Here is a 25,230-nt window from a genome sequence, read left to right as displayed (position 1 = left end):
AATCCAGTTCTTAAATCGAAGCCCGAATAGGTACAAATTTCACGAGAATTCCGTCGATATTGTCCTTGCACTTCTTTAAGGCATAGTTCGTCAACTCTGCCCTGTCGTGCCCGGTTTCAATCTCAACGTACCAGTCGTCTTTGCCGGGGCAATTGACTCTTGGGTCACCACAGCGTCGCCCTGAAGCTCGCCAGAGCCTGTTGACCACGTCCCTGTGGTCCATCGGGCTACCGGGCAAGCGCATGAGGCAATGAATGTGCGTTCCTTGTCGCACTCCGGCCGGTGATGTGTTCCACATCATTTCCGTACCGAAGTTCTCGACTATTGGACACATGGCGATTCGCTTCTTCGAGTTCTTACCGAACAGGTAGCATTTGAGCTTGTGGGCGAAGGTGCCGAATGCCTTCTCCGCAAACTTATAGCTCACCCCGTCATCGCCGCTGAAGGTCAGTGTCACCATGACGTTGTGCTCCCCGCGAAGGAGCCAATCGGCGGTCTGTACCTGTAGCGCTGTTCTCGATTTCGTTGAATCCGTGCCTTCCACTGCCTATGCCTTCAAGAGCGTTGCGTATGAGTGCTCTCGTGCAATACTTATCGGCACTATTTACATTTCGCAATTACGAGGCCTGACTTGGCCAGACCCGGTGGCAGCCCAGACCTTCGCAAGGTGCGCAACACCGACACCGATGCGGCTAACGGCAAGCGGCTGAAGCTCGCAGACGAATACGCCAGAAAGACGGCAGAAATGCTGCTGGAAGCTTCCCGGCACTACCCCGGCATGCTCCATGTTGACTATGCAGACTGGCTCAATGACAACAACTGGCCTACCCGGAAAGGTGGGCGCTGGACCGCAACGCAGGTCGGCCGTGTCTTCAAAAGATTAGGGCTAGCGACGCCTCCCAAGCGGAAGAAGCGAGGGACGCGGCAATACGTGCGGCAGCCCATCACTTCAACCGAGTGACCATTCAATAGCCGATGAGAACGGCAGAAATGGGCACCTACCTTTTTGGTAGGGAACAATGCAGGGAACAAGCCGGCCATTCAATGCAACATCCTTTATAATCATGATGTTGCATTTTATATTGGCGGAGAGAGTGGGATTCGAACCCACGGAAGGTTTGACCCTTCGCCGGTTTNTTATAATCATGATGTTGCATTTTATATTGGCGGAGAGAGTGGGATTCGAACCCACGGAAGGTTTGACCCTTCGCCGGTTTTCAAGACCGGTGCCTTAAACCGCTCGGCCATCTCTCCGTTGTATCTGCTGTATTCCGCCGATGCTTCGCATCGGTTCGCCGGTTTGACCATCGACCTGCGGTCGATGTTCGCTTCGGCCTTTGGCCTTCGCAGTCAAGACCGGTGCCTTAAACCGCTCGGCCATCTCTCCGTTGTATCTGCTGCATCCCGCCGATGCGTTGCATCGGTTCGCCGGTATGACCATCGACCCGCGGTGGCAGGCGCTGCAGGCCAGCCCTGTCGGGCCGGCGCATTTTCGCATGAAGCCCGTGCGCGTGCTTACGAGGCCTTCTTGACCTTGCCGGCCCGGGCGTTGTCCAGGGCCAGTTCCAGCGCCCTTTCCGCCGCCTCCGAGCACTTGCCGCCGCAGTCCAGGCGCGAGGCTTCGATCTGCTGGGGCAGGTGTTCTGCCAGGAAGTCGATGAACACCCGCACCGCCGGCAGCAGGCCGCGACGGGAGGCAAACACCGCGTGGCAGATGCCCTGCGGCAGCGACCATTCCGGCAGCACCACTTCCAGTTCGCCCTTGCGCACGGCTTCGGCGCAGACGGTTTCCGGCAACAGGGTGATGCCGTAGCCGTCCTTTGCCATCGCCTGCAGCAGCGGGAAGTCGAATCCGGCCAGGCGCGGCTGCAGTTCGACCCGGCGCACCTCGCCGTCCGGACCATGCAGTTCCCAGCGCTGGCGCGCCTCGTCCTCGCTGATGCTCAGGGTGACGTGATTGGTCAGATCTTCCGGCGCCTGCGGGCGTCCGGCGCGGTTGAGGTACTTCGGACTGGCGACCAGCAATTCCTGGATCTGGCCGAAGCTGCGCATCACCAGGCTGCCGTCATCGTCGAGCTTGGCGCGCACGCGCAGCGCCACGTCGTAGCCTTCGTTGATGATGTCCACGCGCCGGTTGTTGACATGCAACTGCAACCGCACCTTCGGGTACTTGTCGAGGAACTTGGGCAGGATCTTCGGCAATTGCATCTGCGCCACCGCCACCGGCACGCTGACCCGCACCACGCCGCGCGGCTCGGCGCTGAGGCGATCGACCACCTCGCGCGCGGCCTGGGCTTCGGCCAGCATCGTTTGCGCATGCCGGTGCACGCTCATGCCCACGTCGGTCACCGCGAAGCGGCGGGTGGAACGCTGCAGAAGGCGCACGCCCAGATCGGTTTCCAGCTGGCTGATGCGCCGGCTCAGCCGCGACTTGGGAATGCCCAGAGCGCGCTCGGCCGCGGCGAAGCCGCCGTGGTCGACCACCATGGCGAAGTAATAGAGGTCGTTGAGGTCGTGCTGCATGACTATAGTTCCATTATCAGAACAATCAGTGATATTAGACCATCTTTATCCTGTTTTCGCAACAACCCAAGATGGCATCCAACGCGGCACGGCCGCATCCACCCGACAAAGCCATCATGAAACTATTGCACATCGACAGCAGCGCGCTGGCCGACAACTCGGTCACCCGCCAACTCACCGCCGCCATCGTAGCCCGTTGGCAGGACCAGGTGCCTGGTCTGAAGGTCACCTATCGCGATCTGGATGCCGCTCCCCTGCCCCACCTGACCGGACCGGTACTGGCCAAGGCTGATCCGGCGGTGGCCGCCGCCAGCGAAGAAACGCTCCAGCAGTTCCTGGACGCGGACGTCGTGGTCATCGGGGCGCCGATGTACAACTTCGGCATTCCGTCGACCCTGAAAGCCTGGATTGACCGCGTCGCCGTGGCCGGACGCACCTTCCGCTACACCGAGAAGGGTCCGGAAGGCCTGGCCGGCAACAAGAAGGTGATCATCGCCAGCGGCCGCGGCGGCATCCACGGCGCCGCCAGCGACTTCCAGGAGGCCTACCTGAAGTTCGTGCTGGGATTCATGGGCATCACCGACGTGGAATTCGTGCGCGCCGAGGGCGTGAACTATTCGCCGCAGCACCGCGTCGATGCGCTCGCCAGCGCACTGGCGTCGATTCCGGTTCCGCAGCGCCTGGCGGCCTGATCACCCGGCATCCCTGTTCCTGGCAGTTCCTCTCTCCGGGCCCGCGCAAGCGGGCCTTTTTTTGTCCGCCTCACCGGCGCGGGACATGAGCCACGCCGCGTGGCTATGCTTGCGCGCATCTGATCGCCGCCTTGCCCATGCCCGTCGCCAAGAAGCCCACGCGCACCGCTTTCCGCAAGGCCGCCACCATCGAGCCGGTGAGCGCCATTCAGGCGCTGGAGATGCTGAAGCAACAGGCAAGTGCCTCCCATCGGGAAGGACTCGCCCGTTTCGGCATTCCCGACGATCACGCCCTGGGCGTACCGATGGCGAAGATCCAGGCCATCGGCAAGCGCATCGGACGCCAGCCCGCGCTGGCGCCGGCCCTGTGGGACACCGGCGTGTACGAGGCGCGCCTGCTGGTCGCCTTCGTTGCCGATCCCGCGCAGCTGGGTACCGCGCAGATGGACCGCTGGTGCCGCGACTTCGACAACTGGGCCGTCTGCGACACCCTGTGCTTCCACCTGTTCGATCGCAGCCCGCATGCCTGGCGCAAGGTGGCGCAATGGAGCGGCCGGCGTGGCGAGTTCGAGAAGCGCGCTGCGTTCGCCCTGCTCGCCGGCCTGGCGGTGCACGACAAGACGGCGGCCGATGACGGATTCGCCGAAGGATTGCGATTGGTCGAGGCAGCCGCTATCGATCCGCGCAACTTCGTCAGGAAAGCGGTCAGCTGGGCGTTGCGGGCCATCGGCCAGCGTCGCGCCGGGTTGCATGCAACGGCCGTTGCGCTGGCTCGTCGGCTGGCGGCCTCGGAAGACGCCACCGAACGCTGGATAGGCAAGGACGCGCTGCGCGATCTGACCCGCCCGCAGGTTGCGCAGCGGTTGGCGCGGCGCTGAGCGGCCAAGAGCAAATCCCCCTCAGTCCCCCTTCTTCGAAGGAGGAGGCGTGGAGCCGGGGTTTCTCGGTTGGAGAACGGACGAAGGAACCTGGCAGCGGAGCAAGCTCCGCTCTACGGGGTTCGCGCGCGGATCAGGCGATGCGGTCGACGCCGCCCATGTAGGGGCGCAGTACTTCGGGCACGGTGATCGAACCATCGGCGTTCTGGTAGTTCTCCATCACCGCGATCAGCGCGCGGCCCACCGCGGTGCCTGAGCCGTTTAGGGTGTGCACCGGCTCGGGCTTGCCGGTGGCCGGATTGCGCCAGCGCGCCTGCATGCGGCGGGCCTGGAAATCCTCGCAGTTGGAGCACGAGGAAATTTCGCGGTAGGTCTGCTGCGACGGCAGCCAGACTTCCAGATCGTAGGTCTTGGTGGCGGAGAAACCCATGTCGCCCGAGCACAGCAGCATGCGGCGGTACGGCAGGCCCAGCTTTTCCAGCACCACTTCCGCGCTGCGGGTCATGCGTTCGTGCTCGTCGTAGCTTTCCGCGGGGCGAGCGATCGAGACCAGTTCCACCTTCTCGAACTGGTGCTGGCGGATGAAGCCGCGTACGTCGCGGCCGCTGCTGCCGGCCTCGGAGCGGAAGCATAGCGAATGCGCGGTCATGCGCAGCGGCAGGCGCGCGTCGTCGACGATTTCGTCGCGGACGATGTTGGTCAGCGAGATCTCGGAGGTGGAGATCAGGTAGCGTTTGTGCTCGCCCAGCTGGGTGCTGAACATGTCCTCTTCGAACTTGGGCAACTGGCCGGTGCCATACAGGCTTTCGGCGTTGACGATCAGCGGCACGTTGGTTTCCTCGTAGCCGTGTTCGCCGGTATGCAGGTCCAGCATGAACTGCGCCAGCGCGCGGTGCAGGCGGGCCAATTGGCCACGCAGCACGGTGAAGCGCGCGCCGGAAATCTTGGCGGCGGTATCGCCATCCAGCCAGCCGTGGCGGGCGCCGAGTTCCACATGGTCCTTGACCGGGAAGTCGAACGCCGGCGGGGCGCCCCAGCGATGCTGTTCGACGTTCTGGCTCTCGTCGCCGCCGTTCGGGACGCTGGCATGCGGCAGGTTGGGAATGCCCAGCGCGATCGCCTCGATCGCGCCGCGGATCTCCTCCAGTTTCACTTCCGAGGCCTTGAGTTCGTCGCCGAAACCGGCCACCTCGGCCATCAGCGCGGCCACGTCCTCGCCCTTGGCCTTGGCTTGGCCAATCGCCTTGGAACGGGTGTTGCGGAGGTTCTGAAGTTCCTCGGTGCGCTTCTGGATCTGCTTGCGCGACGACTCCAGTTCGGCCAGCCGGGACACGTCAAGGTCGAAACCCCGGCTGTCCTTCAGGCGTTGGGCGAGTTCAGCGGTCTGGGTGCGAAGCAGGGCGGGATCGAGCATGGGATTCGGAACGGATATGCGGCAGGACGCCGATTATCGCCTTTTATGCGCCGTCATGCCTCGCAGCGTTCACCCCGGGCGTGTCAGAATCGGCGCAGCCACCACGGTGCCTTCCATGTCCGCTTCCCGCGAATCCCCGGATTCCGAACTCGTGTTCCGCCTGCCCCGCCGCACCCTGCGCATCGCCGGCATCGCCTTCGGCGCCGGGCTGCTGCTGTTCGTGATTGTCTGGCTGGTCGGCCGCGGCGACGACGGCTTCTACCAGCCCGAGGCCACGGTCGAGGGCAACAAGCCGGTGGTGGAGGCGCTGCCCGAACCCCTGCCCGCGCGCGGTGGCGCCAGCGGCCTGGAAGAACCCCGCCAAGACGGCAACGGGCGTCCGCAACTGGTCGAACAGGCACCGATGCCGGCACCGATCGAGGAAGCCCCGGCACCGGCCGCTCCCGCGGTACCGGATGCGCCCGCGGCACCGGCCGCCGGCGTGGCGCTGGCGCCCGGCGACCAGCCGGTACCGATGGCAGGCCAGACGCCCCCGCCCGACTATCCCGCCGCCGCGTTGCGCCGGGGCGATGCCGGCACGGTGATGGTGCGGGTCGAAGTCGGTGTCGACGGCGTGCCCACCGACGTGTCCGTCGAGGCCCGCAGCGGCTCGCGCGATCTGGATCGCGCCGCGCTCGACGCGGTCCGCCGCTGGCGCTTCAATCCGGCCCAGCGCGACGGCCAACCAGTGGCGTCCAGCGTGGTCGTTCCGATCGACTTCAATCTGCAGCAATGAGCCGGGAACTGGCGCGCAGCTGAACCGGCGGCGCGCCAGCTGAATCGTGACTTTCCCGATCCGGGCGACTTTACCGGCCGCTCACGCGATGCCAACAAACCTCCATGCAAGACTCGATGCCAACGCAGCAACGCGTGGACGAGGAGGTTTTTCCATGGCCCGTACGCATCCCCAGCCCGAATGGAGTCCCGCCGAAACGGCTGATACGACGCCGCCACGGGAGAAGAACGCATCCCTGGTGTTGTTGTGGGTGATTGCCCTGCTTGCCGTCGTGGCGGCCGGAGTGGCGTGGTACAAGCAGCGCCAACCGGCATCGCTGCCACTGGAAAGTGCCGCTCCCCCGGTGACCGCGCCCGCCGTCGTGCCCGACGACGAGGCCACCGCTGCGGCTTCCCGCACCGACAAGCCGCGCGCCGAACAGCGCCGCAGCGTCGCTTCCGCCGAGCGTGCCCCTCGTTCGCAGGGGCCGCGGCTGATGACCGGCAATCCCTCGCCGCAATATCCGGCTGCCGCGCTTCGCGCCGGCATCGGCGGCACGGTGATGGTGCGCGCCGAACTCGACGCCAGCGGCCAGCCGGTCGATGTCGACGTGGTCCGCCGCAGCGGTAATCGCGATCTGGATCGCGCCGCGGTGCAGGCCGTGCGCAAGTGGCGTTTCGAACCGGCCTTGCGCAACGGCAAGGCGGTCGCCAGCACGGTGCAGGTGCCGGTCGACTTCAAGCCGATTTGAAGCCCGGACTGATGAAACCATAAATCGAAAAAGGGAAGCCGGTGATGGCTTCCCTTTTTTCTTCCGTCATTGTGGGAGCGACGTCAGTCGCGACCGTCGTCCGTCAGGCTCGGGATGATTTCAATCGCGACTGACGTCGCTCCCACAGGCCAGCAGTTCGCTCACGCAGGTCGCAAGGCGAAGCCGGCGCCGGTCGCCAGGGTGTCGAAACCGGGGAACGAGGTGGCGACGTTGGCGATGTCGCCGACCCGCACTTCGCCGCCGCTGCGCTGGCCGGCGACCGCGAACGACATCGCGATGCGGTGATCGCCGTGGCTGTCGATGTGGCCGCCCTGCAGGGTGCCCGGATGGATGGTGCCGCCATCGGGAGTTTCGTCCACCTGCAGGCCCAGCGTGCGCAGGCCCGCAGCCATCGTCGCAAGCCGATCGGATTCCTTGACCCGCAGTTCGGCGGCGCCACGCACCACGGTCGGGCCTTCGGCGCAAGCCGCGGCGACGAACAGCGCGGGGAACTCGTCGATCATGTCCGGCACCAGCGCCTCGGGCACTTCGATACCGCGCAGCGGCGCGTATCGCACGACCAGATCGGCGACCGGTTCACCGCCCTGCTCCGCCCGGTTTTCCTCGCGGATGTCCGCGCCCATCAGACGCAGCGCGGTCAACAGGCCGGTCCGGCGCGGATTGAGTCCGACCGCGCGCAGGCGCAGTTCCGAACCGGGCACGATGCTGGCGGCGACCAGGAAGAACGCCGAGGACGAAAAGTCCGCCGGCACCACCACATCGGTCGCGCGCAGGCGCTGGCCGCCGCGCAGGCGCGCGTGGCCGGGCGAGAATTCGATGTCGGCGCCGAACGCGGCCAGCATGCGCTCGGTGTAATCGCGCGTGGGGTGCGGTTCGTGGACGATGGTCTCGCCCTGCGCGTACAGGCCGGCCAGCAGCACCGCCGACTTCACCTGCGCGCTGGCGACTTCCAGGGTGTAGTCGATGCCCTGCAGCGGCTGGCCACCGTGGATGCGCAGCGGCGGCAGGCCGCCCTCTTCGGTGTCGATGCGCGCGCCCATGCGCGCCAGCGGTCCGGTGATGCGCCGCATCGGCCGGCGCGACAACGATTCGTCGCCGACCAGCACGCTGTCGAACGGCTGCGCCGCCAGCAGGCCGGCCAGCAGGCGCATGCCGGTGCCGGCATTGCCGCAATCGAGTTCACCGGCCGCCGCCTTCAGCCCGTCCACGCCGACACCATGCACGATGCGGCGCGATGGCGAAGGGGTTTCGATGCGCACGCCGAGTTTCTGGAAAATCGCGGCGGTGGCGCGGGTGTCCTCGCCCTCCAGGAAGCCATCGATCTGCGAGACGCCATCGGCCAGCGCGGCGAACATCACCGCGCGATGCGACACCGACTTGTCGCCGGGAATGGTCAGCTCGCCGCGCAGCGGCTGTCCGGGGGATGCAATCCAGTCGTTCATTGGGGGATTCGTGATTCGGGATTGGGGATTCGGTGGGGAGCGGAGAGCCGGTCGGAGTTCGCTTTCAACGAATCCCGAATCCCGACTCCCCAATCCCGGCCCTCAAGGCACCGCCACCGGGTAGGAGCCGAGGATCTTGATCTGGGCGGAATGCGCCTCGAGTTCGGCCAGGGCCTGCTTCATGCCTTCGTCGTCGACGTGGCCGGCCAGATCGATGAAGAAACCGTATTCCCACTTGGCGTGGTGCGAGGGCCGCGATTCGATCCGGTTCATGCTGATGCCGTGGCGCGCGAACGGGCTGAGCACGTCGAACAGCGCGCCGGGCTTGTCATGGATGAAGACCAGCACCGAAGTACGGTCGTGGCCCGACGGCGGGAAGATGCTGCGGCCGATGACCAGGAAGCGGGTGGTATTGTCCTTGTCGTCCTGGATCGGGCTCATCACCACTTTCTTGAGGCCGTAGACATGGCCGGCGCTCTCGCCGGCGATGCAGGCGGCGTCATCGGAGTTGCGCGCACGGCGCGCGCCCTCGGCGTTGCTGGACACCGGAATCTTCTCGACCTTGGGCAGGTTGGCGCGCAGCCAGCCGGCGGTCTGGGCGAAGGATTGCGGGTGGCCGTAGATGCGCTCGATGTCGTCGATGCGGCCGGTGCGCGAGAGCAGGAACTGGTGCACGCGCAGCTCGACTTCGCCGCAGATCTTCAGGTTGGAGGTAAGGAACATGTCCAGGGTGACCTGGATGGTGCCCTGCCCCGAGTTCTCCACCGGCACCACGCCGAAATCGGCGTTGCCGCTTTCCACTTCCTGGAACACTTCCTCGATGCTCGCCAGCGGCAGGCCATGCGCCGAACGGCCGAAGTGCTTGAGCACGGCCTGCTGGCTGAAGGTGCCTTCCGGTCCGAGGAAGCCGATCTTCAACGGCTCCTGCTGGGCCAGGCAGGCGGACATGATTTCGCGGAACACGTGCACCAGCACTTCGTCGCTGAGCGGACCCTCGTTGCGGTCCACCACCATCCGCAGCACCTGCGCCTCGCGCTCGGGGCGGTAGTAGTCCACCGCCGCGGCCAGCTTGCCCTTGGCCTTGCCGACCTGGTGGGCGAAGCGCGCGCGCTCGGCGATCAGCTCCTGGATCTCGCGGTCGATGCCGTCGATCTTGGCGCGCACGTCGGCCAGCACCGGTGCGGCGACAGCGGATACGGCGGCCTTGCCGCGAGCGGGCGGCTTGGTGGTCTTGCCGGCGGTTTTCCTGGGCTTTGCGGCCATGTGTCTGTTCTCTGATGCTTCTTGTGGGAGCGACGTCAGTCGCGACCGGAAACCGTGTAGTCGCGACTGACGTCGCTCCCACAGTGAAATCGTTCAACCATTGCGCTGCTGGAAGTCGCGCATGAAATCCGCCAGCGCCTGCGCGCCGGCCAGCGGCATGGCGTTGTACAGCGAAGCGCGGATGCCGCCGACCGCCTTGTGGCCCTTCAGCGCCAGCAGGCCGGCCTGCTTCGACTCGCTGACGAAGCGCGCGGTCAGTTCCTCGTCCGGCAGGAAGAACGGGATGTTCATCCGCGAGCGCACCGCGGTCGCCACCTCGTTGCGGTAGAAGCCGCCCGAGCCGTCGATGGCCTGGTAGATCAGCGCCGACTTGGCCGCGTTGCGGCGCGCGAACTCGGCGACACCGCCTTCGTCCAGCATCCACTTCACGGTCAGGCCCAGCAGGTACCAGTTCCAGGTAGGCGGCGTATTGAGCATCGAATCGCGCGCGGCGTGCGAGCGGTAGTCGAAGATGTCGGCGCGTGGCTGGCCGGCGCGTTCCAGCAGGTCGCGGCGGACGATGACCACCGAGATACCGACCGGGCCGAGGTTCTTCTGCGCGCCGGCGTAGATCAGCCCGAACTTCGAAACGTCCAATGGTTCGGAGGCGATATTCGAGCTGAAGTCGGCGAACAGCGGCGCTGCGCCCACGTCCGGTACGTCGCGGAACTCGAGGCCGTGGATGGTTTCGTTGGCGGTGATATGCACATAGGCCGCGTCGTCGCTCAACCGCCAGTCGGTGCGGGTCGGAATGTCGCGGAACCCGCCCGGCTCGCCGTCGGCGGCCACGTTGACGGCCACGTACGGCTTGGCCTGCTTGACCGCGGTCTTGCCCCAGTGGCCACTGACCACGTAGTCCACAGCCTGCCCCGGAGCGGCGAAGTTCAGCGGCAGCAGCGCCTGCTGGGTGGTGGCGCCGCCGGCCAGGAACAGCACGGCGTAATCGTCGGGGATGGACAGCAGGGTCCGCAGATCCGCTTCGGCCTGGGCGGCCACCGCGATGAAGTCCGCGCTGCGATGACTGATTTCGACGATGGAGGCGCCGACACCGTTCCATTCCAGCATTTCGGCCTGCGCCTGCCGCAATACCGGTTCGGGAAGGGTGGCGGGACCGGCACTGAAGTTGAACGCGCGCGTCATAAGGCACCTGAACGGGGAAGCCGTAGTATGCCGCAGTGCATCAGTTGCAGGGGCAACCTTTCCCGCCCGGCCCGGTCTTTTTTCGCGCGGCGCAGGCTGTCCGGCGTATAAACGGAATGCCGTCGGAGCGACGCGACGCGGATTCCGGCGAAACCTTCCGGGCGATTGGCGCCTCTGTTTTCCTGTCCACGACTGTCGTTTGGAGTTTCCCATGTCCCTCCGGGATGCCCTCAGGATTCCCGCTTCCGAAATCACCGATGAAGCGGTCTACCGCCAGCGCCGCGATCTGCTGCGCGCGATGGCGTTCGCCCCCGCCCTGGCGCTGGCCGGCTGCGCCGACGCCGAACCGCCGCCGCCGCCCCGGACCGCGCTGACGCCCGAACAGGTCCGCTCGGGCTTCCGGACCGACGAGGCGCTGACCCGCTACGAGGACGTCACCACCTACAACAACTTCTATGAGTTCGGCACCGGCAAGGCCGACCCGTCCACCGCCCGCAAGACCCTGCGCACCTCGCCGTGGTCGGTGGTGGTCGGCGGCGAATGCGAGCGTCCGGGCAAGCTGGCGCTGGAGGATCTGGTCAAGGGCCTGAGCCCGGAGGAGCGGGTCTACCGGCTGCGCTGCGTGGAAGGCTGGTCGATGGTGATTCCCTGGCTGGGCGTGCCGCTGGGCGCGGTGTTGAAGAAGTTCGCGCCGACCTCCAAGGCCCGCTACGTCGCCTTCACCACCCTGGCCGATCCGGTGCAGATGCCGGGCATCCGCTACCGCTCGATCGAGTGGCCCTACAAGGAGGGCCTGCGCATCGACGAGGCGATGCACCCGCTGACCCTGCTCGCCACCGGCTTGTACGGCAAGCCACTGCCGCAGCAGAACGGCGCGCCGCTGCGGCTGGTGGTGCCGTGGAAATACGGCTTCAAGAGCATCAAGTCGATCGTGGCGATCACCTTCGTGGAGAAGATGCCCGAGACCGCCTGGCACGAACTGCAGCCGTCGGAGTACGGGTTCTTCTCCAACGTCAATCCGGCCGTCGATCACCCGCGCTGGAGCCAGAAGACCGAACGCCGCATCGCCGGCACCACCAACCGGGTGTTCGCCGAGCGCATCCCGACCCGCCTGTTCAACGGTTACGGTCCGCAGGTCGCCTCGATGTACGCGGGGCTGGATCTGAAGAAGTGGTATTGAAGTGATATGCGATTGACCAGGAACGCCAGGCGGACTGGCGACGGCGCCGCGGCATGAACCGGGCCAGGCCATCTTCCCGTCTGTGGCTGGTCAAGACGCTGGTGCACGCGCTGGCGCTGACGCCGCTGGCGATCCTGGCGTGGCAGTTCTGGTCGGTGCTGAGCACCGGCAGCGACGCGCTCGGCGCCGATCCTGTCGCCGAAGTCGAACATCGCACCGGACTGTGGGCGCTGCGGATGCTGATGATCGCGCTGGCCATCACGCCGCTGCGGCAACTCACCGGCCAGGCCGTGCTGATCCGGTTCCGGCGCATGCTGGGCCTGTACGCCTTCTTCTACGCCACCCTGCACCTGACCTGCTACCTGGTCCTGGACCTGCAGGGCTACTGGACGCAGATTTTCGAGGAAATCGCCAAGCGGCCCTACATCACCGTGGGCTTCACCGCCTGGCTGCTGCTGGTCCCGCTGGCGATCACGTCCACCCAGGGCTGGATCCGGCGGCTGGGCCGCCGCTGGGGCCAGTTGCACAAGGTCGTCTACGCGGTCGGCGTGCTGGCCGTGCTGCACTTCTGGTGGCTGGTGAAATCGGACATCCGCGAGCCCCTGCTCTACGCCGCCATCCTGGCGCTGCTGCTGGGCTGGCGGCTGGGCAAGCGCCTCAGCCGGAGCCGAACAGCAGCAGCGCGCTGAGCGCGGCGGCCAGCAGCAACGCCGCCAGCAGCAGCCAGGGCCAGCGCCGCACGGTACCGGCGCGCCGGAGCGGTGGTGCTTCGGTTTCCGCCGGCCCGATCGGCTCGCGTTCGGTTTCGCCCAAGGGCGCGTCGGCGCGGGTCCATGGCACTTCCACCACGAATCGGTGCTGGGGATCGAACACCAGTTGATCGCCGGCCACCAGCAGCGCCTCGCGCGTCGCCACCCCGTTCACCAGGCTGCCGTCGGCCGATCCCAGATCCCGCAGCAGCACCCGGTCACCCTGCACTTCCAGGTGCGCGTGGCGCTCGGCGAACACCGGATCGTCCACCCGAATGGCCGCCTCGCGGGCGCGGCCGACCAGCACCGGGCGCAGCAGCGGGATGCTGCGGCCGTGGTACTTGCCACCCACGCCACGCAGGATGATGCGGGGATCCGGCGCGGCGGGCATCGGCTCGGACGCGGGTTCCGGCGGCAGGTGCGATGCCTGCAACAGCAGTTCGACGCTGTCCACGTAGATGGTGTCGCCGGCGCGCAGCAGCGCCATCCGCTGGACCGGGCGTCCGTTCACGTGCACCCCCCGCATGCCGGTGGGGACCTGCAGCCACAGGCCGCGGCGATCCACGCAGATGCGCACCAGCAGGGCGCCCTGGAGGTGATCGCCGACACCGACGTGACCGGAGGCTTCGCGCACGATCCGGTGCACGCCCATCGACAGCGGGCGATCCGGTTGCGCGCGGTTGGAGAAATGAAGTCGCAGTTGTTCCACCGGCGGCAGACTAGCGCACGCGAGGCATCGCATCCACCCTGCTTGCGAATGTGAACGGCTTGCGGACAATAGGCGGCCAATCCGGAGAGAACGCCATGGCTACCATCGACATCGTCCACGAGCACAGCAAGACCCCGACGCAGGCGAGGAAGGCAGTGGAAGACGTGGCGCGCAAACTCGCCGAGCGCTTCGACATGGATTACGGCTGGGACGGCGATACCCTGAATTTCCGCCGCTCCGGCGTCGATGGCCACATCGCGCTGCTGCCGAGCCAACTTCACGTCACCGCCGATCTGGGCTTCCTGCTGTCGGCGATGAAGGGCCCGATCGAATCGGAGATCCGCCGCGTGCTGGGCGAGAAGTTCGCCTGAGTCGGGCAAGCCCTGCCCTGTGGGAGCGACGTGAGTCGCGAGCTTTTGCCGTTTCGCGCGGTAGTGAATCGCGCTTTCGCGACTTACGTCGCTCCCACATCTGTCGCTCCCGCAATTGAAGAGAGCGTCACCCGAACGGCGCCGGATCGCCGGCGAACAGCCGCCGCGAGACTTCGCGTTCGGCCTGTTCGATGTCGCGGACGAACGACTTGCCGTCTCCCAACGCCGAGAACGCGGCGAAGCCGCGTTCCAGGAAACCCTGCAGGTCGCCCAGCCCGGTCGCCTTGGCCGGGCCACGCGATAGCTTGAGCAGGGTCAGCACCCCGGGCATCTTCACCGCCTTCGCCAGGCCCACGCCCAACCGCGCGATCAGGTCGATCTGGCGGGCGCGCAGGCGCGGCCGGCCGACCTGGCGGTAGGCCTGCGCGTACAGCGCCTCGTCCAGCCGCTTGCGGCGCGGGGCGAGCGTCTCCAGCGCCGCGGCCATGCGCAGGTCCAGGGCGTGGGTCAGCGCCCCAAGTTCGATTGCGTCGGCAACCGTCTCCAGCACCGCCGCCGGCAACAACCGCTGCATCATCGGCACGATCTTGGCGACGCTGGCGTCGCGGCGGCTGAAGTCCTGGTCGCCGTAGACATCGGTGAGGAAGAACATCGCCGCCCCCCGCCGGCGCGGGTCGGCGAGGAAATGGCGGAAACTGCGCTCCAGCCGCGCGGCCTGCCAGCGCCGGAGCTCGGGCAGCCAGGCCAGCCGATTGCGCGGCTCGCGGCGGGGATCATGCAGGGCCTGGTGGCAGGCCAGGCGGCGGCCGAGCCGCTCGCCGACGGAAGAAGGACGGGCCATGAACGGATGATCCGGGCCCATCCCGCCGCCCGCAAGCGGTCGCGCCGGTCGGCTACACTCGCCGCATCCTCCTGTGCGGGACCCGCATGCTCTCCATCCACAGTGCCCGTAAGCGCGGCGACGGCGGCCGGATCGGCCTGGCCATCGCCGGCGGCGGTCCCATCGGCGGCATGTACGAACTGGGCGCCCTGCGCGCGATGGACGAAGCCCTCGACGGCCTGGACCTGACCCGGCTGGACTGCTACGTCGGGGTGAGTTCCGGCGCCTTCCTCGCCGCCGGCCTGGCCAACCGGATGAGCACCGCCGAGATCTGCCGGATCTTCATCACCGGCACCAGCGATGACGCCGAATTCCGGCCCGAGACGTTCCTGCGCCCCAACGTCAACGAGTACCTGCGCCGGCTGGCCAGCCTGCCCGGCCTGTACGCGCAGTGGGCGCAGCGGCTGCTGCGCAACCCGGGCAAGGCGGTGCGCTGGTCGGATCTGATCCTGCGCTTCGGCGGATTGGTGCCCACCGGCCTGTTCGACAACGCCGGGGTGGAGGATTTCCTCCGCGACGTGTTCAGCCGGCGGGGCCGCAGCAACGACTTCCGTACCCTCGGCGCGGACCTGTTCGTGGTGGCGGTGGATCTGGATACCGGCGAGGCGGTCCGGTTCGGCGAACGCGGCTGGGACGACGTGCCGATCTCGCAGGCGGTGCAGGCCAGCGCGGCCCTGCCCGGCCTGTATCCGCCGGTGGAAATCCGCGGCCGCCATTTCCTGGACGGCGCGCTGCGCCGGACCATGCATGCCTCCACCGTGCTGGATCGCGACATCGACCTGATGATCGGCATCAACCCGCTGGTGCCGTTCGACGCCACCCGCGCGGCCCCGCAGGCCGACGAGGCCGAGCAGGTCGGGCTGGCCAGCGGCGGCCTGCCGGCGGTGCTCTCGCAGACGCTGCGCACGCTGCTGCAGTCGCGCATGCAGATCGGCCTGGAAAAGTACCCACTGCGATATCCGGACATCGATCAGCTGGTGTTCGAGCCCAACGCCGGCGACAGCGAGCTGTTCTTCACCAATCTGTTCAGTTTTTCCTCGCGCCACCGGGTCTGCCAGTTGGCCTACCGCAACACCCTGGCCGATCTGCGCCGGCGCGCGCCGGTGCTGCAACCGATGCTGGCCGCGCACGGCATCCGCCTGCGCCGCGACATCATCGACGACCCGCACCGGTCCATCCTCGACGGCCTCGACATCGCGCCGCGCATGACCGACGCCACCGCGCGGCTGCGGCGTGCGCTGGACGACGTGGATCAATGGATCGCCGAGCACCGCGCCGCGCGCGCCTGAGAAACGGTCGCGCGCTGGTGTGAAAACTCTAGACCGGCCGCCGATTCTGGCGGACGTTCCCACCTCCATCGACGGAATCCCATGGCCACCCTGAAGAAATCCGCCCGCAAGAAGTCCGCCTCCGGTGCCCAGCAGGACAACCTGCAGGCGCAGGCGCAACGCCTTTCCAAGAACCTCAGCGAATCGGCGCAGCAGGTATGGCTGGCCGGCGTCGGCGCGTTCGGCCGCGCCCAGGCCGAAGGCAGCAAGCTGTTCGAAACCCTGGTCAAGGAAGGGTTGTCGCTGGAACAGACCACCCGCAAGCTGGCGGGCGGACGGGTCGATGCGGTCCGCGATGCGGTCGAAAGCACGGTCGGCCAGGCCCGCGAGCGCGCTTCCGACACCTGGGATCGGCTGGAGAAGGTGTTCGAGGACCGCGTGCAGCGCGCCCTGCGCCGCCTGGAAGTACCCAGCCGCGAGGATCTCGGCGCGTTGATCGATCGCGTCGATGCGCTCAATGCGGAACTGCGTCGGCTCGGTGGCGTTCCCTCCGCGCGCAAGCCGGCCCGCAAGGCCGCGCCCGCCGTGAAGAAGGCTGCCGCGACGAAGAAGGCGACGGCCGCCAAGCGCGCCACCGCCGGCGCAAAACGCACCAGCGCGAAGCGCGCGACGAAGAAAAACGCGGACTGAACGCACCCTGCCGGTGCAACCTGAAATCGGTCGAATTTCTTGTTGCAAGGCAACATGGATCGCGCAACAATCAGTCCCGGGCCCGCCAGTCCCCACGAAGTACGTATGCTCCCCTCCCCTTACGGCTTCGGACTGGCGGGCCTTCTTGTTTCCGGCGTCCGCCCGGCTTCCTGCCCCCCGCCACCGCCCACGCGCTTCGCGCGGCCCGGGCCGTGTACTGGTTTTCCTGACAGCGGTTTGCCCACCGCTTGGTTAGAATCCGCCGACTCTTCGAACAACCCCCGCGGTATTCATGCTCTTCTGGCTGTCTGGACTGGCCGTTGCCCTGCTGACCGGTGTGGCCGTCAGCGTTTATCTGTGGTGGGTACGCCGCCGCAAGGATGAAATCGCGGCGGGCCTGCATGCGCTTTCCGGCCTGCGCTGGCGCGAATTCTCCCGATTGGTGCTGACCGCGTTGGAACGGCGCGGCATGGCCGTGGTCGCCGCGGGTCCGGACGAGACCCGCGACCCGCGCGGGATCTTTCCGCTCACCCTGCGCGGACAGCGCTGGCTGCTGTCGTGCAAGCACGGCTCGGCCTATCGCATCGGCGCCGCTTCGGTCGAGGAACTGGCTTCCAGCGTCCGCCTGGGCAATGCGGCCGGCGGCATCCTCGCCACCGAGGGACAACTCGAACAGGAAGGCCGCGTCGCCGCCCAGAGCCACAACATCGAAGTACTGGACGGCCCGCGCCTGTGGGACGAACTGGCGCCACTGGTCGAACCCGACCTGCGCCAGCAGATCGTCGGCCACGCCGCCGCGCGCGCCAAACGCCACATCGCCATCGGCTGGCTGGGCAGCGTGGCGGTGGGCGCGCTGGTGGCGACGGCGCTGGCCAATTCGGGACTCGGGGTCGAAGACCCCGCCGCGCCCGCGACGCCAGTGCCCGCGCCCGCATCCAGCGCGGCGCCCACCGCGAACGTGGTGGCGGTCTACCGTGAACCGACCGAGGCGGAACTCGAGGAGCAGCGGATGGCGGTGTCTCGCGCCCTGTCGGGGACGCCCGGCGTGGTTCGCGGCGTGTGGCAGACCCGGTTGACGCTGGTGGTGGACTACCAGGGCGACGAGACCGGGATCTGGTCCCGGATCTGCCAGCAGGTGGAGCTCTACCCGGCGCTGCGCACGGTCCGCGTGCAGCTCAATCCCCCTGCCGGCAGCAAGGAGCCGGTACGCTGGCGCCAATGCAAGACGATCTGACGCCTTACCAGCGCATCGGCGGCGAAGCCGGTGTGCGCAAGCTGACCCGGCGCATGTACGCCCTGATGGATGCGCTGCCCGAAGCGGCCGCGGTCCGTGCGATCCATCCGCCGGAACTGGCGGACAGCGAGCAGAAGCTGTTCGAGTTCCTGAGTGGCTGGCTGGGCGGTCCGCCCTTGTTCACCGAACGCCGGGGTGCGCCGATGCTGCGCGCCCGCCATCTGCCGTTCGCGATCGGCATGGACGAGGCCAGCGGCTGGCTCGCGTGTTTCCACCAGGCCATGGAGGAAACCGTGGCGGATGCGGATCTGCGCGAGTTCCTGTGGAGCCGGATCGAACCCCTGGCGCTGCACATGCGCAACCAGCAGGCGCTGCCCGCGGGCTGGACGGGCGCCTGACCACGGCGCGTAGAGCGGAGCTCGCTCCGCTGCCCCGGCTTTTTCTCCGCGCCCATTCCCGCGTGATGCACGGGCGGTCCTGATCCGCCGGGATCCCAGGAGAGTCCCGGCGCGGCGGAGCAAGCGCCGCTCTACCAGTGGACGCCGCGCATCAGGGCCGCGAAGGCGATCTGTTCCTGGCTCGGCGCGGCTTCCTTCAACGCCTGCCGATCGCCCTTGGCCGCCGCCGAATCCGGGAACAGTTCGAACGCCGTGCTCATGATCACCTCGTAGGCCTTCGGCGCCACCGCGTTGACCAGCGCGGCGAAGATGCCCAGGCGGGTGGCGATGCGGCTGGGCTTCTCGATGATGCCCTTCACCACCAGATCCGCCGCTTCCTCCGGGGTCAGCGTCGGCACGCTGTCGTACATCTTGGTCGGGGCGATCATCGGGGTCTTCACCAGCGGCATGTTGATGGTGGTGAAGCTGATGCCCTTGCCCGACAACTCGCCCTGCGCGCAGCGGCTGAACGCGTCCAGCGCCGCCTTCGAGGCGACATAGGCCGAGAAGCGCGGCGAATTGGCCAGCACGCCGATCGAACTGATGTTGATGATGTGGCCCTTGCGGCGGTGGGTCATGCTCGGCAGGAAGCCCATGATCAGGCGCAGGCTGCCGAAGTAGTTCAACTGCATGGTCCGCTCGAAATCGTGGAAGCGGTCGTAGCTGAGCTCGATCGAGCGGCGGATGGAGCGGCCGGCGTTGTTGATCAGCACGTCGACGTGGCCATGTTCGTCCAGCACCTGGCGGATCAGGCGATCGCAGTCGGCCATGTCCGCCAGGTCCGCGGTATAGGCGAACACCTTGCCGCCCTTGGCCTTCATCTCGTCACGGGCCTTGAACAGTTCCTCCTCGCCGCGCGCCACGATCACCGTCACCGCGCCGGCCTCGGCCACCCGCTGCGCGGTGGACAGGCCGATGCCGGAAGAACCGCCGGTGATGACCACGACCTTGTTGCGCACCTTGCCCTTGAGCGAGCGATCCACGAACAGGTCCGGATCCAGGTGCCGTTCCCAGTAGTCCCACAGGCGCCAGGCGTACCCGTCCAGGCGCGGCACCGCGATGTTCGTGCCCTTGAGCGCGCGCTCGGTCTCGCGGCTGTCGAAACGGGTCGGATAGGTGATGAACTTGAGGACTTCCTTCGGGATCTTGAAGTCGCGCAGCAGCATGCCGATGAAACGGCGCACCGGCGGCAGGTTGCCGACCGCCGCGCGGATGCCGCTGGGCACGAACGCGAACATGCGCGCGTCCAGCCGCATGGTCATTTCCGGCGCGTGGCCGGCGCGGCAGAAGGTATTGAGCACCTCGCCGACCCGCATCGGCTCCGGGTCGGTCAGGTGGAAGGTATGGCCATCCAGCTTGGGCTTGTGGGCGATGTGATCCATCGCGTCGGCGACGAAATCCACCGGCACGATGTTGATGCGTCCACCCTCGATGCCGAGCACCGGCACCCATTGCGGCAGCAGCTCGCGCAGTTTCTTGATCAGGGTGAAGAAGTAGTACGGGCCGTCGATCTTGTCGATCTCGCCGGTCTTCGAATGCCCGACCACCATGCCGGGGCGGTAGATGCGCCACTTGAAGCGGGTTTCCCTGCGCACCATCGCCTCGGAATCGTGCTTGGTGCGCAGGTAGGGATCGTCCAGGCCCTCGGCCTCCTCAAACATGTCCTCGCGGAAGATGCCCGGGTAGAGGCCGGCGGCGGCGATCGAACTGGTGTGGTGGAACAGCGGCACCTTCAGCGCCGCGGCCAGGTCCAGCGCATGGCGGGTGCCGTCGATGTTGGCGGCCTGCTGCGCCTCCACGCTGGCGGTCAGATCGTAGACCGCGGCCAGGTGGAAGAAATGCTTGATCTTGCCGTTCAGATTGCGCAACTGGGTGGGCGTGAGTCCGCAGCGCGGTTTGGTCATGTCGCCCGCCACCGCCACCACCCGCTTCGGATCCCAGCCGGACTTCCTGGCGATGGCGTCGAATTTCTTCTGCGAATCCTTGCGTACCAGCACGTACACCGTGCCACTGCGCTTGAGCAGGTTGGAAACCAGGTAGCGGCCGATGAATCCGGTGGCGCCGGTGACGAAGTAGCTCATGAGTACCGTCCCGTGTAGGCGGGCGGGCCCTCCGCCCGCCCTGCGGCCTAACTTGCCAGAGCCTCCCGGCTTCCACAATCCCGCCCCGATTGACCCGTCATGTCCCGCGTGGTGTGATGCCGCCACTATTGGGAGGTAGTCATCCATGTCCGACCTGAAATCCGCTTTCGAACAGGCTTCCCGCGATATCCAGGGCCTGGCCGAGCGACCCGACAACGAAACCCTGCTGCACCTGTACGCGCTCTACAAGCAGGGCGCGGAAGGCGACGTCAAGGGCGACAAGCCCGGTTTCTTCGACTTCGTCGGCACCGCAAAGTACGAGGCCTGGGCCAAGCTCAAGGGCACCGCGTCGGAGGATGCGCAGAAGAAGTACGTGGATCTGGTGAAGAAGCTGCTCGCCTGAGACCGTGGCGCGCGACACCCGCCAGCGCATCCTCGACGCCTCGCTCGCGATGTTCAATGCGCAGGGCGAGCCGCACGTCACCACCAACCATATCGCCGACGAGCTGGAGATCAGTCCCGGCAACCTGTACTACCACTTCCGCAACAAGGACGACATCATCGAACAACTGTTCGCCCGCTACGAGGAGCGGATGGATGTCGCCCTCACTGCGCCGGTGGACCGCCTGCCGGGGCTGGAGGACATCTGGCTGCAATTGCACCTGGTGTTCGAGTGCATCTGGGACTACCGCTTCCTGTACCGGGATCTGGTCGAGATCCTCAGCCGCAACCGTCGCCTGCGGATCCGCTTCGCCCGCCTGCTCAAGCGCGCCGATGACAGCGCGCATGCGGTGATGCGCGGACTCGGCCAGGCCGGGGTGATGCGCGCCTCGGCCGCGGAGCTGGCGGCCACCGCGACCAATATCCTGGTGGTGGCCACGTTCTGGTTGAACTACGCGGCCGCGCGCGGGGACAAGGACGAGCAGATCGCCATCCGCCACGGCATCGTGCAGGTGATGATGCTGGTGGCGCCGTTCCTGCGCGATGCCGAGCGGGTGCATCTGAATACGCTGACGTCCGCCTACGTCGACTGACGTGCAGCGGAGCTCGCTCCGCTGCCTGTGCCTGTCCGTTGAACGGCGGATGCGCCATCGTCCGCGAAGGCGAAGGCCCGCGAAGGCGAACGCCATCGCAGCGGAGCAAGCTCCGCTCTACGCTGCAATCAGGCCCGGGCGCGCTTGCGGGTTGTGGCCTTGCCCGCGCCCGTCCGCTTGCGCGCCGCCGGCCGCGCCGGCTTGCCGGTGGCACTCTTGCGGCGGGTCTTCGCGGCTGGACGCGCGGACGCCAGGCCCAGCTTTTCCAGCACCGGCGCCAGGCGCGCCTCGACATCGGCGCTGAACTTCTCCACGCCCGCCTCGCCCTGCGCCCGCGCTTCGCGCAGCGTGGCCTGTGCCTGCCGCGCGATGCGTTCAATGTCCTGCTTCGCCGCCGTCAGGCGCTGGGCTCCGCGGCGGCGCGCGATCGCGACCGCGCCGAGGCCGGCAAGCCAGACATGGCGGAGATTCGGTTCCGGGGCCTTGGCCCGCGGGGTGGTCTTGTTCCTGGCAGTCATGGGGGACTCCTCGACGCCGGCCACGGTGGCAGGCTTCCGGATTCGATGCTGAAGCCGCCGCATCGAGCAAACACACTAGCGGCGCGGGGCTTGTCAGCGGCAGGGGCTGCGGCCATGCTCATTCGAACCATCAAGGGAGGGAGTCGGCATGGCGGGCAAGCAGGCGAAATGGGCACCGTTTCCATTGGACGCCAAGGCGTTCAGCTACGCGGGCGACGCCTTGAAGAAGGCTTGGCCGGCGCTGCACGCCGGCGATGCCGAGCCCTACCCCGACAGCAAGCGTGCGCAGGCGTTGATCGACGCGGCCGGCAAGGCCGCCAAGGGTCAGAATGCCGCCGCGCTGGCGAGCGCGCTGCAGGAAGCCTGGCGGGCCTTCCATCGGGGCGATTTCCAGGCCGCCTTCGAGGCCGGCCAGGCACTCGGCCCGCTCGGCGCCTCGGTCGCGGTCAAGGCGCTGGGCATCCATGCGACCTATCTGGTCGACGACGAGGACGAGAAGCTCAAGCGCTTCGAACAGGCCGCCAAGCTGGCCGAGGCCGCGGTCAAGGCATTGCCGGACGAGGCCAACAGCCATTACCGCCATGCCTTCGCGCTGGGGCGATACAGCCAGGGTTTGAGCATCGTCAAGGCGCTCAAGCAGGGCATCGCCGGCAAGGTGCGCGAAGCGCTGGACGCCACCCTCGAACTGGCCCCCAAGCATGCCGAAGCGCATACCGCGCTGGCGCTGTACCACGCCGAGATCATCGACAAGATCGGCGCCATGATCGGCGGCCTGACCTATGGCGCCAAGGCCGCCGAGGCCGAATCGCACATCAAGACCGCGCTGAAGCTGACCCCGGACTCGCCCATCGCCCACGTCGAGCACGCCAACGTGCTGCTGCTGTTGTACGGCGACAAGAAGGAGGACGCGGCGGCGGCGGCTTTCGAGAAGGCCGGCAAGCTGAAGCCGCGCGACGCCATGGAGGCCCTTGATGCCCGGCATGCGAACGAGCAGCTCGAATAAACGCTGCGCGGTGGCGTTGCTGCTGGCGTGCATCGGAACCGCGCAGGCTCAGCAGCGTCCGGTCCCGCCGATAGCGCCTTCGTCCGTACCGGCCGCCCCGGCATCGACGAACGCGCCCGCGCAGGACTCGGTCGACGGAACCGGCGATCCGCTGTTCGATGCCCTCACCTGCCGCAGCGGTCCGGATATTGGCCGCCTGCTGCCACGCCTGCGCCGGGAACGTCCCGGCGATTTCGTGCAGACCGAGCGGCAGTATTCGGACCCACCGATGGATCTGTACCGGCTGGAGACGCCGGTGCGGGCCTGGGGCCATGAAAGCGATGCGGTGGTCATCACCGCCAGCCGGGTATTGATGGTGGTTGGCGGCAGCGCCGATGACGTCGCCCGCGTCCTGGAAGCCAGTCTTGCCGACAGCGAGACACCATTGTCCGGTCCGCTGGACGACCTGCATGCCCTGGTCCTGTACACGGAGGAGCGCCCGGGCCTGCAACAGCGCGTGCTGATCGGTTGCGAGTACCGCTTCCCGGATCTCTCGCTGCTTGAGGATCCGGACGACGCCTGGCGCAAGGCGCCTGCGCCTTGAGCTCGCGCAGCGGAGCAAGCTCCGCTCTACGCCGGCCTTGTAGAGCCGAGCTTGCTCGGCTGCGGGACTCCTGACCGGCGACGTCGCGAAAGAGCAGCGGAGCGGGCTCCGCTCTACGCCGGCCTTGTAGAGCCGAGCTTGCTCGGCTGCGGGACTCCTGACCGGCGACGTCGCGAAAGAGCAGCGGAGCGAGCTCCGCTCTACGCCGGCCTTGTAGAACCGAGCTTGCTCGGCTGCGGGCCCTGCAACGGGTGACGTCGCGAAAGAGCAGCGGAGCGAGCTCCGCTCTACGGTTTTTCGGGGGCCTAAAGTTCCGCCGCACCCTGCCGAATAAGGCGCGCGCCGCGTCCCGCACCGGCGCATTTTCCGCACGAAATCGTCATCCCTGGCCTAAAGGTTTTCCGGGCAACGCCGTTATCCCTTTCGCAAGCAGAGGGCGACTAGCCAACAAACCAACAAACCGGCAGCACCCTCTTTCCATCAACGCCGGGACCTAAATAAGAGGAGACGACCCATGGCACAGGTAATCAACACCAATACGATGTCGTTGAACGCTCAGCGCAACCTGAGCACCAGCGGCGCTTCACTGGCCACCACCATCCAGCGGCTGTCCTCCGGCCTGCGCATCAACAGCGCCAAGGACGACGCCGCCGGACTGGCCATTTCCGAACGCTTCAGCACCCAGATCCGCGGTCTGGACGTGGCCGTGCGCAATGCCAACGACGGCATCTCGCTGGCCCAGGTCGCCGAGGGTTCGCTGAGCGAAATCGGCAACAACCTGCAGCGCATCCGCGAACTGGCCGTGCAGTCGGCCAACGCCAGCAACTCGTCGTCCGACCGCGCCGCGCTGAACGCCGAAGTCAAGCAGCTGACGGCGGAAGTGGATCGCGTCGCCAAGCAGGCCGACTTCAACGGCACCAAGCTGCTGGACGGCTCGTTCACCAGCCAGTTGTTCCAGGTCGGCGCCAACGCCGGCCAGGCGATTGCCATCGACAAGGTCGTGGACGCGCGTTCGCAGACCCTGGGCGGCGCGCAGTTCGCCAACGTCTACAAGGGCACCGCGCTGGACAACGCCGGCACTGCGGCGGTCAACGAAGACCTGGCCACCGCCGACACCACCTACTCGCAATTGCAGATCTCGGTGACACCCTCGGGCGGCACCGCCACCACGGTCGACATCGGCGCCTTCCAGGTGAAGGCCGGCCAGTCGATCACCCAGGCCACCGCCGCGGCGATCAACGCCAAGCTGGGCGAAACCGGCGTCTACGCCGAAGTGAAGGCCGGCGTGCTGAACCTGACCTCGACCCAGGACGGGCAGACCTTCGCCCTCGCCTACGCGGGTCCGGCGGTGACCGGCGCCACCGTGGCGACCGCCGGCAACCTGGGCCTGACCGAGACCAGCACCAACGGCGGCACGATGACCGCCGCTGCCAACAGCTTCGTCAAGGATCTGGACATCACCACCTTCGCCGGCGCCCAGCAGGCGCTGGAAATCGTCGACAAGGCGCTGACCGCGGTGAACGGCGCGCGCGCCGACCTCGGCGCCATCCAGAACCGCTTCACCTCGGTGGTCGCC

Annotated in this window: 27 protein-coding genes and 1 tRNA gene; 17 read left to right on the top strand and 11 right to left on the bottom strand. The window is 67.1% G+C overall.

What is annotated here, in order from left to right; genetic code table 11:
• Positions 1-10: 10 nt before the first annotated feature.
• The gene (locus IQ458_RS17620) at positions 11-460 is read right to left on the bottom strand and encodes a hypothetical protein (protein ID WP_203323631.1); all 450 of its coding nucleotides are present in this window, start codon (positions 458-460) and stop codon (positions 11-13) included.
• Positions 461-667: 207 nt separating this feature from the next.
• On the opposite strand from IQ458_RS17620, the gene IQ458_RS17615 reads away from it, so the two are divergent.
• Positions 668-961, top strand: coding sequence for a hypothetical protein (locus IQ458_RS17615; RefSeq protein ID WP_203323630.1), 294 nt, complete (start codon positions 668-670; stop codon positions 959-961).
• 203 nt (positions 962-1,164) lie between these two features.
• On the opposite strand, the gene IQ458_RS17610 is transcribed toward IQ458_RS17615, so the two are convergent.
• Both IQ458_RS17610 and IQ458_RS17605 read right to left on the bottom strand, forming a co-directional pair.
• Positions 1,165-1,254 (bottom strand) — tRNA-Ser (locus IQ458_RS17610).
• Between the two features lie 261 nt (positions 1,255-1,515).
• Positions 1,516-2,523 (bottom strand): LysR family transcriptional regulator, encoded by a 1,008-nt coding sequence (locus IQ458_RS17605; RefSeq protein WP_183636847.1) that lies wholly within the window; start codon positions 2,521-2,523, stop codon positions 1,516-1,518.
• A 116-nt stretch (positions 2,524-2,639) separates the two neighbouring features.
• On the opposite strand from IQ458_RS17605, the gene IQ458_RS17600 reads away from it, so the two are divergent.
• Positions 2,640-3,215 carry an FMN-dependent NADH-azoreductase gene (locus IQ458_RS17600; protein WP_203323629.1) on the top strand — a complete coding sequence of 192 codons (576 nt, stop codon included), beginning with the start codon at positions 2,640-2,642 and terminating at the stop codon, positions 3,213-3,215.
• A gap of 137 nt (positions 3,216-3,352) precedes the next feature.
• Positions 3,353-4,093, top strand: coding sequence for a DNA alkylation repair protein (locus tag IQ458_RS17595; protein ID WP_235996949.1), 741 nt, complete (start codon positions 3,353-3,355; stop codon positions 4,091-4,093).
• 133 nt (positions 4,094-4,226) lie between these two features.
• Here the strand turns inward: IQ458_RS17595 and serS are convergent, their stop codons facing one another.
• Complete coding sequence (serS, locus tag IQ458_RS17590; RefSeq protein ID WP_183636853.1) at positions 4,227-5,507, bottom strand: serine--tRNA ligase; 1,281 nt, start codon at positions 5,505-5,507, stop codon at positions 4,227-4,229.
• A 115-nt stretch (positions 5,508-5,622) separates the two neighbouring features.
• Between serS and IQ458_RS17585 the strand changes: the two genes are divergently transcribed.
• On the top strand, positions 5,623-6,282 hold the full coding sequence (locus IQ458_RS17585; RefSeq protein ID WP_203323627.1) for an energy transducer TonB: 660 nt from the start codon (positions 5,623-5,625) through the stop codon (positions 6,280-6,282).
• A gap of 154 nt (positions 6,283-6,436) precedes the next feature.
• Positions 6,437-7,012, top strand: coding sequence for an energy transducer TonB (locus IQ458_RS17580; RefSeq protein ID WP_235996947.1), 576 nt, complete (start codon positions 6,437-6,439; stop codon positions 7,010-7,012).
• A 161-nt stretch (positions 7,013-7,173) separates the two neighbouring features.
• On the opposite strand, the gene aroA is transcribed toward IQ458_RS17580, so the two are convergent.
• From aroA to serC, 3 genes are all read right to left on the bottom strand, one after another.
• Entirely contained in the window at positions 7,174-8,475 is a 1,302-nt protein-coding gene (aroA, locus tag IQ458_RS17575) for a 3-phosphoshikimate 1-carboxyvinyltransferase (protein WP_183636862.1), read from the bottom strand.
• 102 nt (positions 8,476-8,577) lie between these two features.
• Entirely contained in the window at positions 8,578-9,738 is a 1,161-nt protein-coding gene (pheA, locus tag IQ458_RS17570; protein ID WP_192198752.1) for a prephenate dehydratase, read from the bottom strand.
• Positions 9,739-9,831: 93 nt separating this feature from the next.
• Positions 9,832-10,917, bottom strand: coding sequence for a phosphoserine transaminase (gene serC, locus IQ458_RS17565; RefSeq protein WP_183636867.1), 1,086 nt, complete (start codon positions 10,915-10,917; stop codon positions 9,832-9,834).
• Between the two features lie 211 nt (positions 10,918-11,128).
• Here serC and msrP point away from each other — a divergent pair, with 211 nt between their 5' ends.
• Both msrP and msrQ read left to right on the top strand, forming a co-directional pair.
• Positions 11,129-12,097: a protein-methionine-sulfoxide reductase catalytic subunit MsrP gene (msrP, locus tag IQ458_RS17560; RefSeq protein WP_192198754.1), complete on the top strand. Its 969-nt coding sequence runs from the start codon at positions 11,129-11,131 to the stop codon at positions 12,095-12,097.
• A 53-nt stretch (positions 12,098-12,150) separates the two neighbouring features.
• The gene (gene msrQ / locus IQ458_RS17555; RefSeq protein ID WP_192198755.1) at positions 12,151-12,786 is read left to right on the top strand and encodes a protein-methionine-sulfoxide reductase heme-binding subunit MsrQ; all 636 of its coding nucleotides are present in this window, start codon (positions 12,151-12,153) and stop codon (positions 12,784-12,786) included.
• Here the strand turns inward: msrQ and IQ458_RS17550 are convergent.
• Positions 12,755-13,555 carry an FHA domain-containing protein gene (locus tag IQ458_RS17550; protein WP_183641066.1) on the bottom strand — a complete coding sequence of 267 codons (801 nt, stop codon included), beginning with the start codon at positions 13,553-13,555 and terminating at the stop codon, positions 12,755-12,757. The genes msrQ and IQ458_RS17550 overlap by 32 nt on opposite strands.
• 95 nt (positions 13,556-13,650) lie before the next feature.
• On the opposite strand from IQ458_RS17550, the gene IQ458_RS17545 reads away from it, so the two are divergent.
• Positions 13,651-13,926 (top strand): polyhydroxyalkanoic acid system family protein, encoded by a 276-nt coding sequence (locus IQ458_RS17545; RefSeq protein ID WP_183636873.1) that lies wholly within the window; start codon positions 13,651-13,653, stop codon positions 13,924-13,926.
• Positions 13,927-14,053: 127 nt separating this feature from the next.
• Here IQ458_RS17545 and IQ458_RS17540 read toward each other — a convergent pair whose 3' ends face one another.
• Positions 14,054-14,767, bottom strand: coding sequence for a DUF8198 family protein (locus IQ458_RS17540; RefSeq protein WP_183636875.1), 714 nt, complete (start codon positions 14,765-14,767; stop codon positions 14,054-14,056).
• Positions 14,768-14,853: 86 nt separating this feature from the next.
• On the opposite strand from IQ458_RS17540, the gene IQ458_RS17535 reads away from it, so the two are divergent.
• The 4 genes from IQ458_RS17535 (at position 14,854) to IQ458_RS17520 (ending at position 18,396) form a co-directional block, all read left to right on the top strand.
• Entirely contained in the window at positions 14,854-16,095 is a 1,242-nt protein-coding gene (locus IQ458_RS17535; protein WP_183636877.1) for a patatin-like phospholipase family protein, read from the top strand.
• An 81-nt stretch (positions 16,096-16,176) separates the two neighbouring features.
• Complete coding sequence (locus tag IQ458_RS17530; protein WP_183636880.1) at positions 16,177-16,764, top strand: phasin family protein; 588 nt, start codon at positions 16,177-16,179, stop codon at positions 16,762-16,764.
• A 292-nt stretch (positions 16,765-17,056) separates the two neighbouring features.
• The gene (locus IQ458_RS17525; RefSeq protein ID WP_203323625.1) at positions 17,057-17,998 is read left to right on the top strand and encodes a restriction endonuclease; all 942 of its coding nucleotides are present in this window, start codon (positions 17,057-17,059) and stop codon (positions 17,996-17,998) included.
• The gene (locus IQ458_RS17520; protein WP_183636885.1) at positions 17,983-18,396 is read left to right on the top strand and encodes a group II truncated hemoglobin; all 414 of its coding nucleotides are present in this window, start codon (positions 17,983-17,985) and stop codon (positions 18,394-18,396) included. Before IQ458_RS17525 ends, IQ458_RS17520 begins: the two co-directional genes overlap by 16 nt.
• A gap of 131 nt (positions 18,397-18,527) precedes the next feature.
• Here IQ458_RS17520 and IQ458_RS17515 read toward each other — a convergent pair whose 3' ends face one another.
• A complete protein-coding gene (locus IQ458_RS17515) occupies positions 18,528-20,516 on the bottom strand; it encodes an SDR family oxidoreductase (RefSeq protein WP_192198759.1) in 1,989 nt (662 codons plus the stop codon).
• Between the two features lie 145 nt (positions 20,517-20,661).
• Between IQ458_RS17515 and IQ458_RS17510 the strand changes: the two genes are divergently transcribed.
• Positions 20,662-20,919 carry an acyl-CoA-binding protein gene (locus tag IQ458_RS17510; protein ID WP_203323624.1) on the top strand — a complete coding sequence of 86 codons (258 nt, stop codon included), beginning with the start codon at positions 20,662-20,664 and terminating at the stop codon, positions 20,917-20,919.
• Positions 20,920-20,923: 4 nt separating this feature from the next.
• Complete coding sequence (locus tag IQ458_RS17505; RefSeq protein WP_183636892.1) at positions 20,924-21,550, top strand: TetR/AcrR family transcriptional regulator; 627 nt, start codon at positions 20,924-20,926, stop codon at positions 21,548-21,550.
• 128 nt (positions 21,551-21,678) lie between these two features.
• On the opposite strand, the gene IQ458_RS17500 is transcribed toward IQ458_RS17505, so the two are convergent.
• Complete coding sequence (locus tag IQ458_RS17500) at positions 21,679-22,068, bottom strand: hypothetical protein (RefSeq protein ID WP_203323623.1); 390 nt, start codon at positions 22,066-22,068, stop codon at positions 21,679-21,681.
• Between the two features lie 148 nt (positions 22,069-22,216).
• On the opposite strand from IQ458_RS17500, the gene IQ458_RS17495 reads away from it, so the two are divergent.
• The 3 genes from IQ458_RS17495 to IQ458_RS17485 form a co-directional block, all read left to right on the top strand.
• Positions 22,217-23,071 carry a tetratricopeptide repeat protein gene (locus IQ458_RS17495; RefSeq protein ID WP_203323622.1) on the top strand — a complete coding sequence of 285 codons (855 nt, stop codon included), beginning with the start codon at positions 22,217-22,219 and terminating at the stop codon, positions 23,069-23,071.
• Complete coding sequence (locus tag IQ458_RS17490; protein ID WP_203323621.1) at positions 23,049-23,654, top strand: hypothetical protein; 606 nt, start codon at positions 23,049-23,051, stop codon at positions 23,652-23,654. The genes IQ458_RS17495 and IQ458_RS17490 overlap by 23 nt, the downstream gene beginning before the upstream one ends.
• 514 nt (positions 23,655-24,168) lie before the next feature.
• A partial coding sequence (locus IQ458_RS17485; RefSeq protein WP_203323620.1) for a flagellin occupies positions 24,169-25,230 on the top strand: 1,062 nt, incomplete at its 3' end.

Origin of the sequence: Pseudoxanthomonas beigongshangi (assembly GCF_016820515.1) — a bacterium.
GTDB lineage: Bacteria > Pseudomonadota > Gammaproteobacteria > Xanthomonadales > Xanthomonadaceae > Pseudoxanthomonas_A > Pseudoxanthomonas_A beigongshangi.
This window is presented reverse-complemented; position numbering and strand designations above follow the sequence as displayed.

Excerpts from the sequence above, each read along its gene's own strand:
- msrP (WP_192198754.1), top strand. The coding sequence starts at position 11,129 with ATGTCCCTCCGGGATGCCCTCAGGATTCCCGCTTCCGAAATCACCGAT.
- IQ458_RS17520 (WP_183636885.1), top strand. The coding sequence starts at position 17,983 with ATGCAAGACGATCTGACGCCTTACCAGCGCATCGGCGGCGAAGCCGGT.
- msrQ (WP_192198755.1), top strand. The coding sequence starts at position 12,151 with ATGAACCGGGCCAGGCCATCTTCCCGTCTGTGGCTGGTCAAGACGCTG.
- aroA (WP_183636862.1), bottom strand. The coding sequence starts at position 8,475 with ATGAACGACTGGATTGCATCCCCCGGACAGCCGCTGCGCGGCGAGCTG.
- IQ458_RS17490 (WP_203323621.1), top strand. The coding sequence starts at position 23,049 with ATGCGAACGAGCAGCTCGAATAAACGCTGCGCGGTGGCGTTGCTGCTG.
- IQ458_RS17510 (WP_203323624.1), top strand. The coding sequence starts at position 20,662 with ATGTCCGACCTGAAATCCGCTTTCGAACAGGCTTCCCGCGATATCCAG.
- serS (WP_183636853.1), bottom strand. The coding sequence starts at position 5,507 with ATGCTCGATCCCGCCCTGCTTCGCACCCAGACCGCTGAACTCGCCCAA.
- IQ458_RS17515 (WP_192198759.1), bottom strand. The coding sequence starts at position 20,516 with ATGAGCTACTTCGTCACCGGCGCCACCGGATTCATCGGCCGCTACCTG.
- IQ458_RS17495 (WP_203323622.1), top strand. The coding sequence starts at position 22,217 with ATGGCGGGCAAGCAGGCGAAATGGGCACCGTTTCCATTGGACGCCAAG.
- IQ458_RS17530 (WP_183636880.1), top strand. The coding sequence starts at position 16,177 with ATGGCCACCCTGAAGAAATCCGCCCGCAAGAAGTCCGCCTCCGGTGCC.
- IQ458_RS17535 (WP_183636877.1), top strand. The coding sequence starts at position 14,854 with ATGCTCTCCATCCACAGTGCCCGTAAGCGCGGCGACGGCGGCCGGATC.
- IQ458_RS17545 (WP_183636873.1), top strand. The coding sequence starts at position 13,651 with ATGGCTACCATCGACATCGTCCACGAGCACAGCAAGACCCCGACGCAG.
- IQ458_RS17620 (WP_203323631.1), bottom strand. The coding sequence starts at position 460 with ATGGTGACACTGACCTTCAGCGGCGATGACGGGGTGAGCTATAAGTTT.
- IQ458_RS17600 (WP_203323629.1), top strand. The coding sequence starts at position 2,640 with ATGAAACTATTGCACATCGACAGCAGCGCGCTGGCCGACAACTCGGTC.
- IQ458_RS17605 (WP_183636847.1), bottom strand. The coding sequence starts at position 2,523 with ATGCAGCACGACCTCAACGACCTCTATTACTTCGCCATGGTGGTCGAC.
- IQ458_RS17585 (WP_203323627.1), top strand. The coding sequence starts at position 5,623 with ATGTCCGCTTCCCGCGAATCCCCGGATTCCGAACTCGTGTTCCGCCTG.
- IQ458_RS17580 (WP_235996947.1), top strand. The coding sequence starts at position 6,437 with ATGGCCCGTACGCATCCCCAGCCCGAATGGAGTCCCGCCGAAACGGCT.
- pheA (WP_192198752.1), bottom strand. The coding sequence starts at position 9,738 with ATGGCCGCAAAGCCCAGGAAAACCGCCGGCAAGACCACCAAGCCGCCC.
- IQ458_RS17525 (WP_203323625.1), top strand. The coding sequence starts at position 17,057 with ATGCTCTTCTGGCTGTCTGGACTGGCCGTTGCCCTGCTGACCGGTGTG.
- serC (WP_183636867.1), bottom strand. The coding sequence starts at position 10,917 with ATGACGCGCGCGTTCAACTTCAGTGCCGGTCCCGCCACCCTTCCCGAA.
- IQ458_RS17540 (WP_183636875.1), bottom strand. The coding sequence starts at position 14,767 with ATGGCCCGTCCTTCTTCCGTCGGCGAGCGGCTCGGCCGCCGCCTGGCC.
- IQ458_RS17500 (WP_203323623.1), bottom strand. The coding sequence starts at position 22,068 with ATGACTGCCAGGAACAAGACCACCCCGCGGGCCAAGGCCCCGGAACCG.
- IQ458_RS17595 (WP_235996949.1), top strand. The coding sequence starts at position 3,353 with ATGCCCGTCGCCAAGAAGCCCACGCGCACCGCTTTCCGCAAGGCCGCC.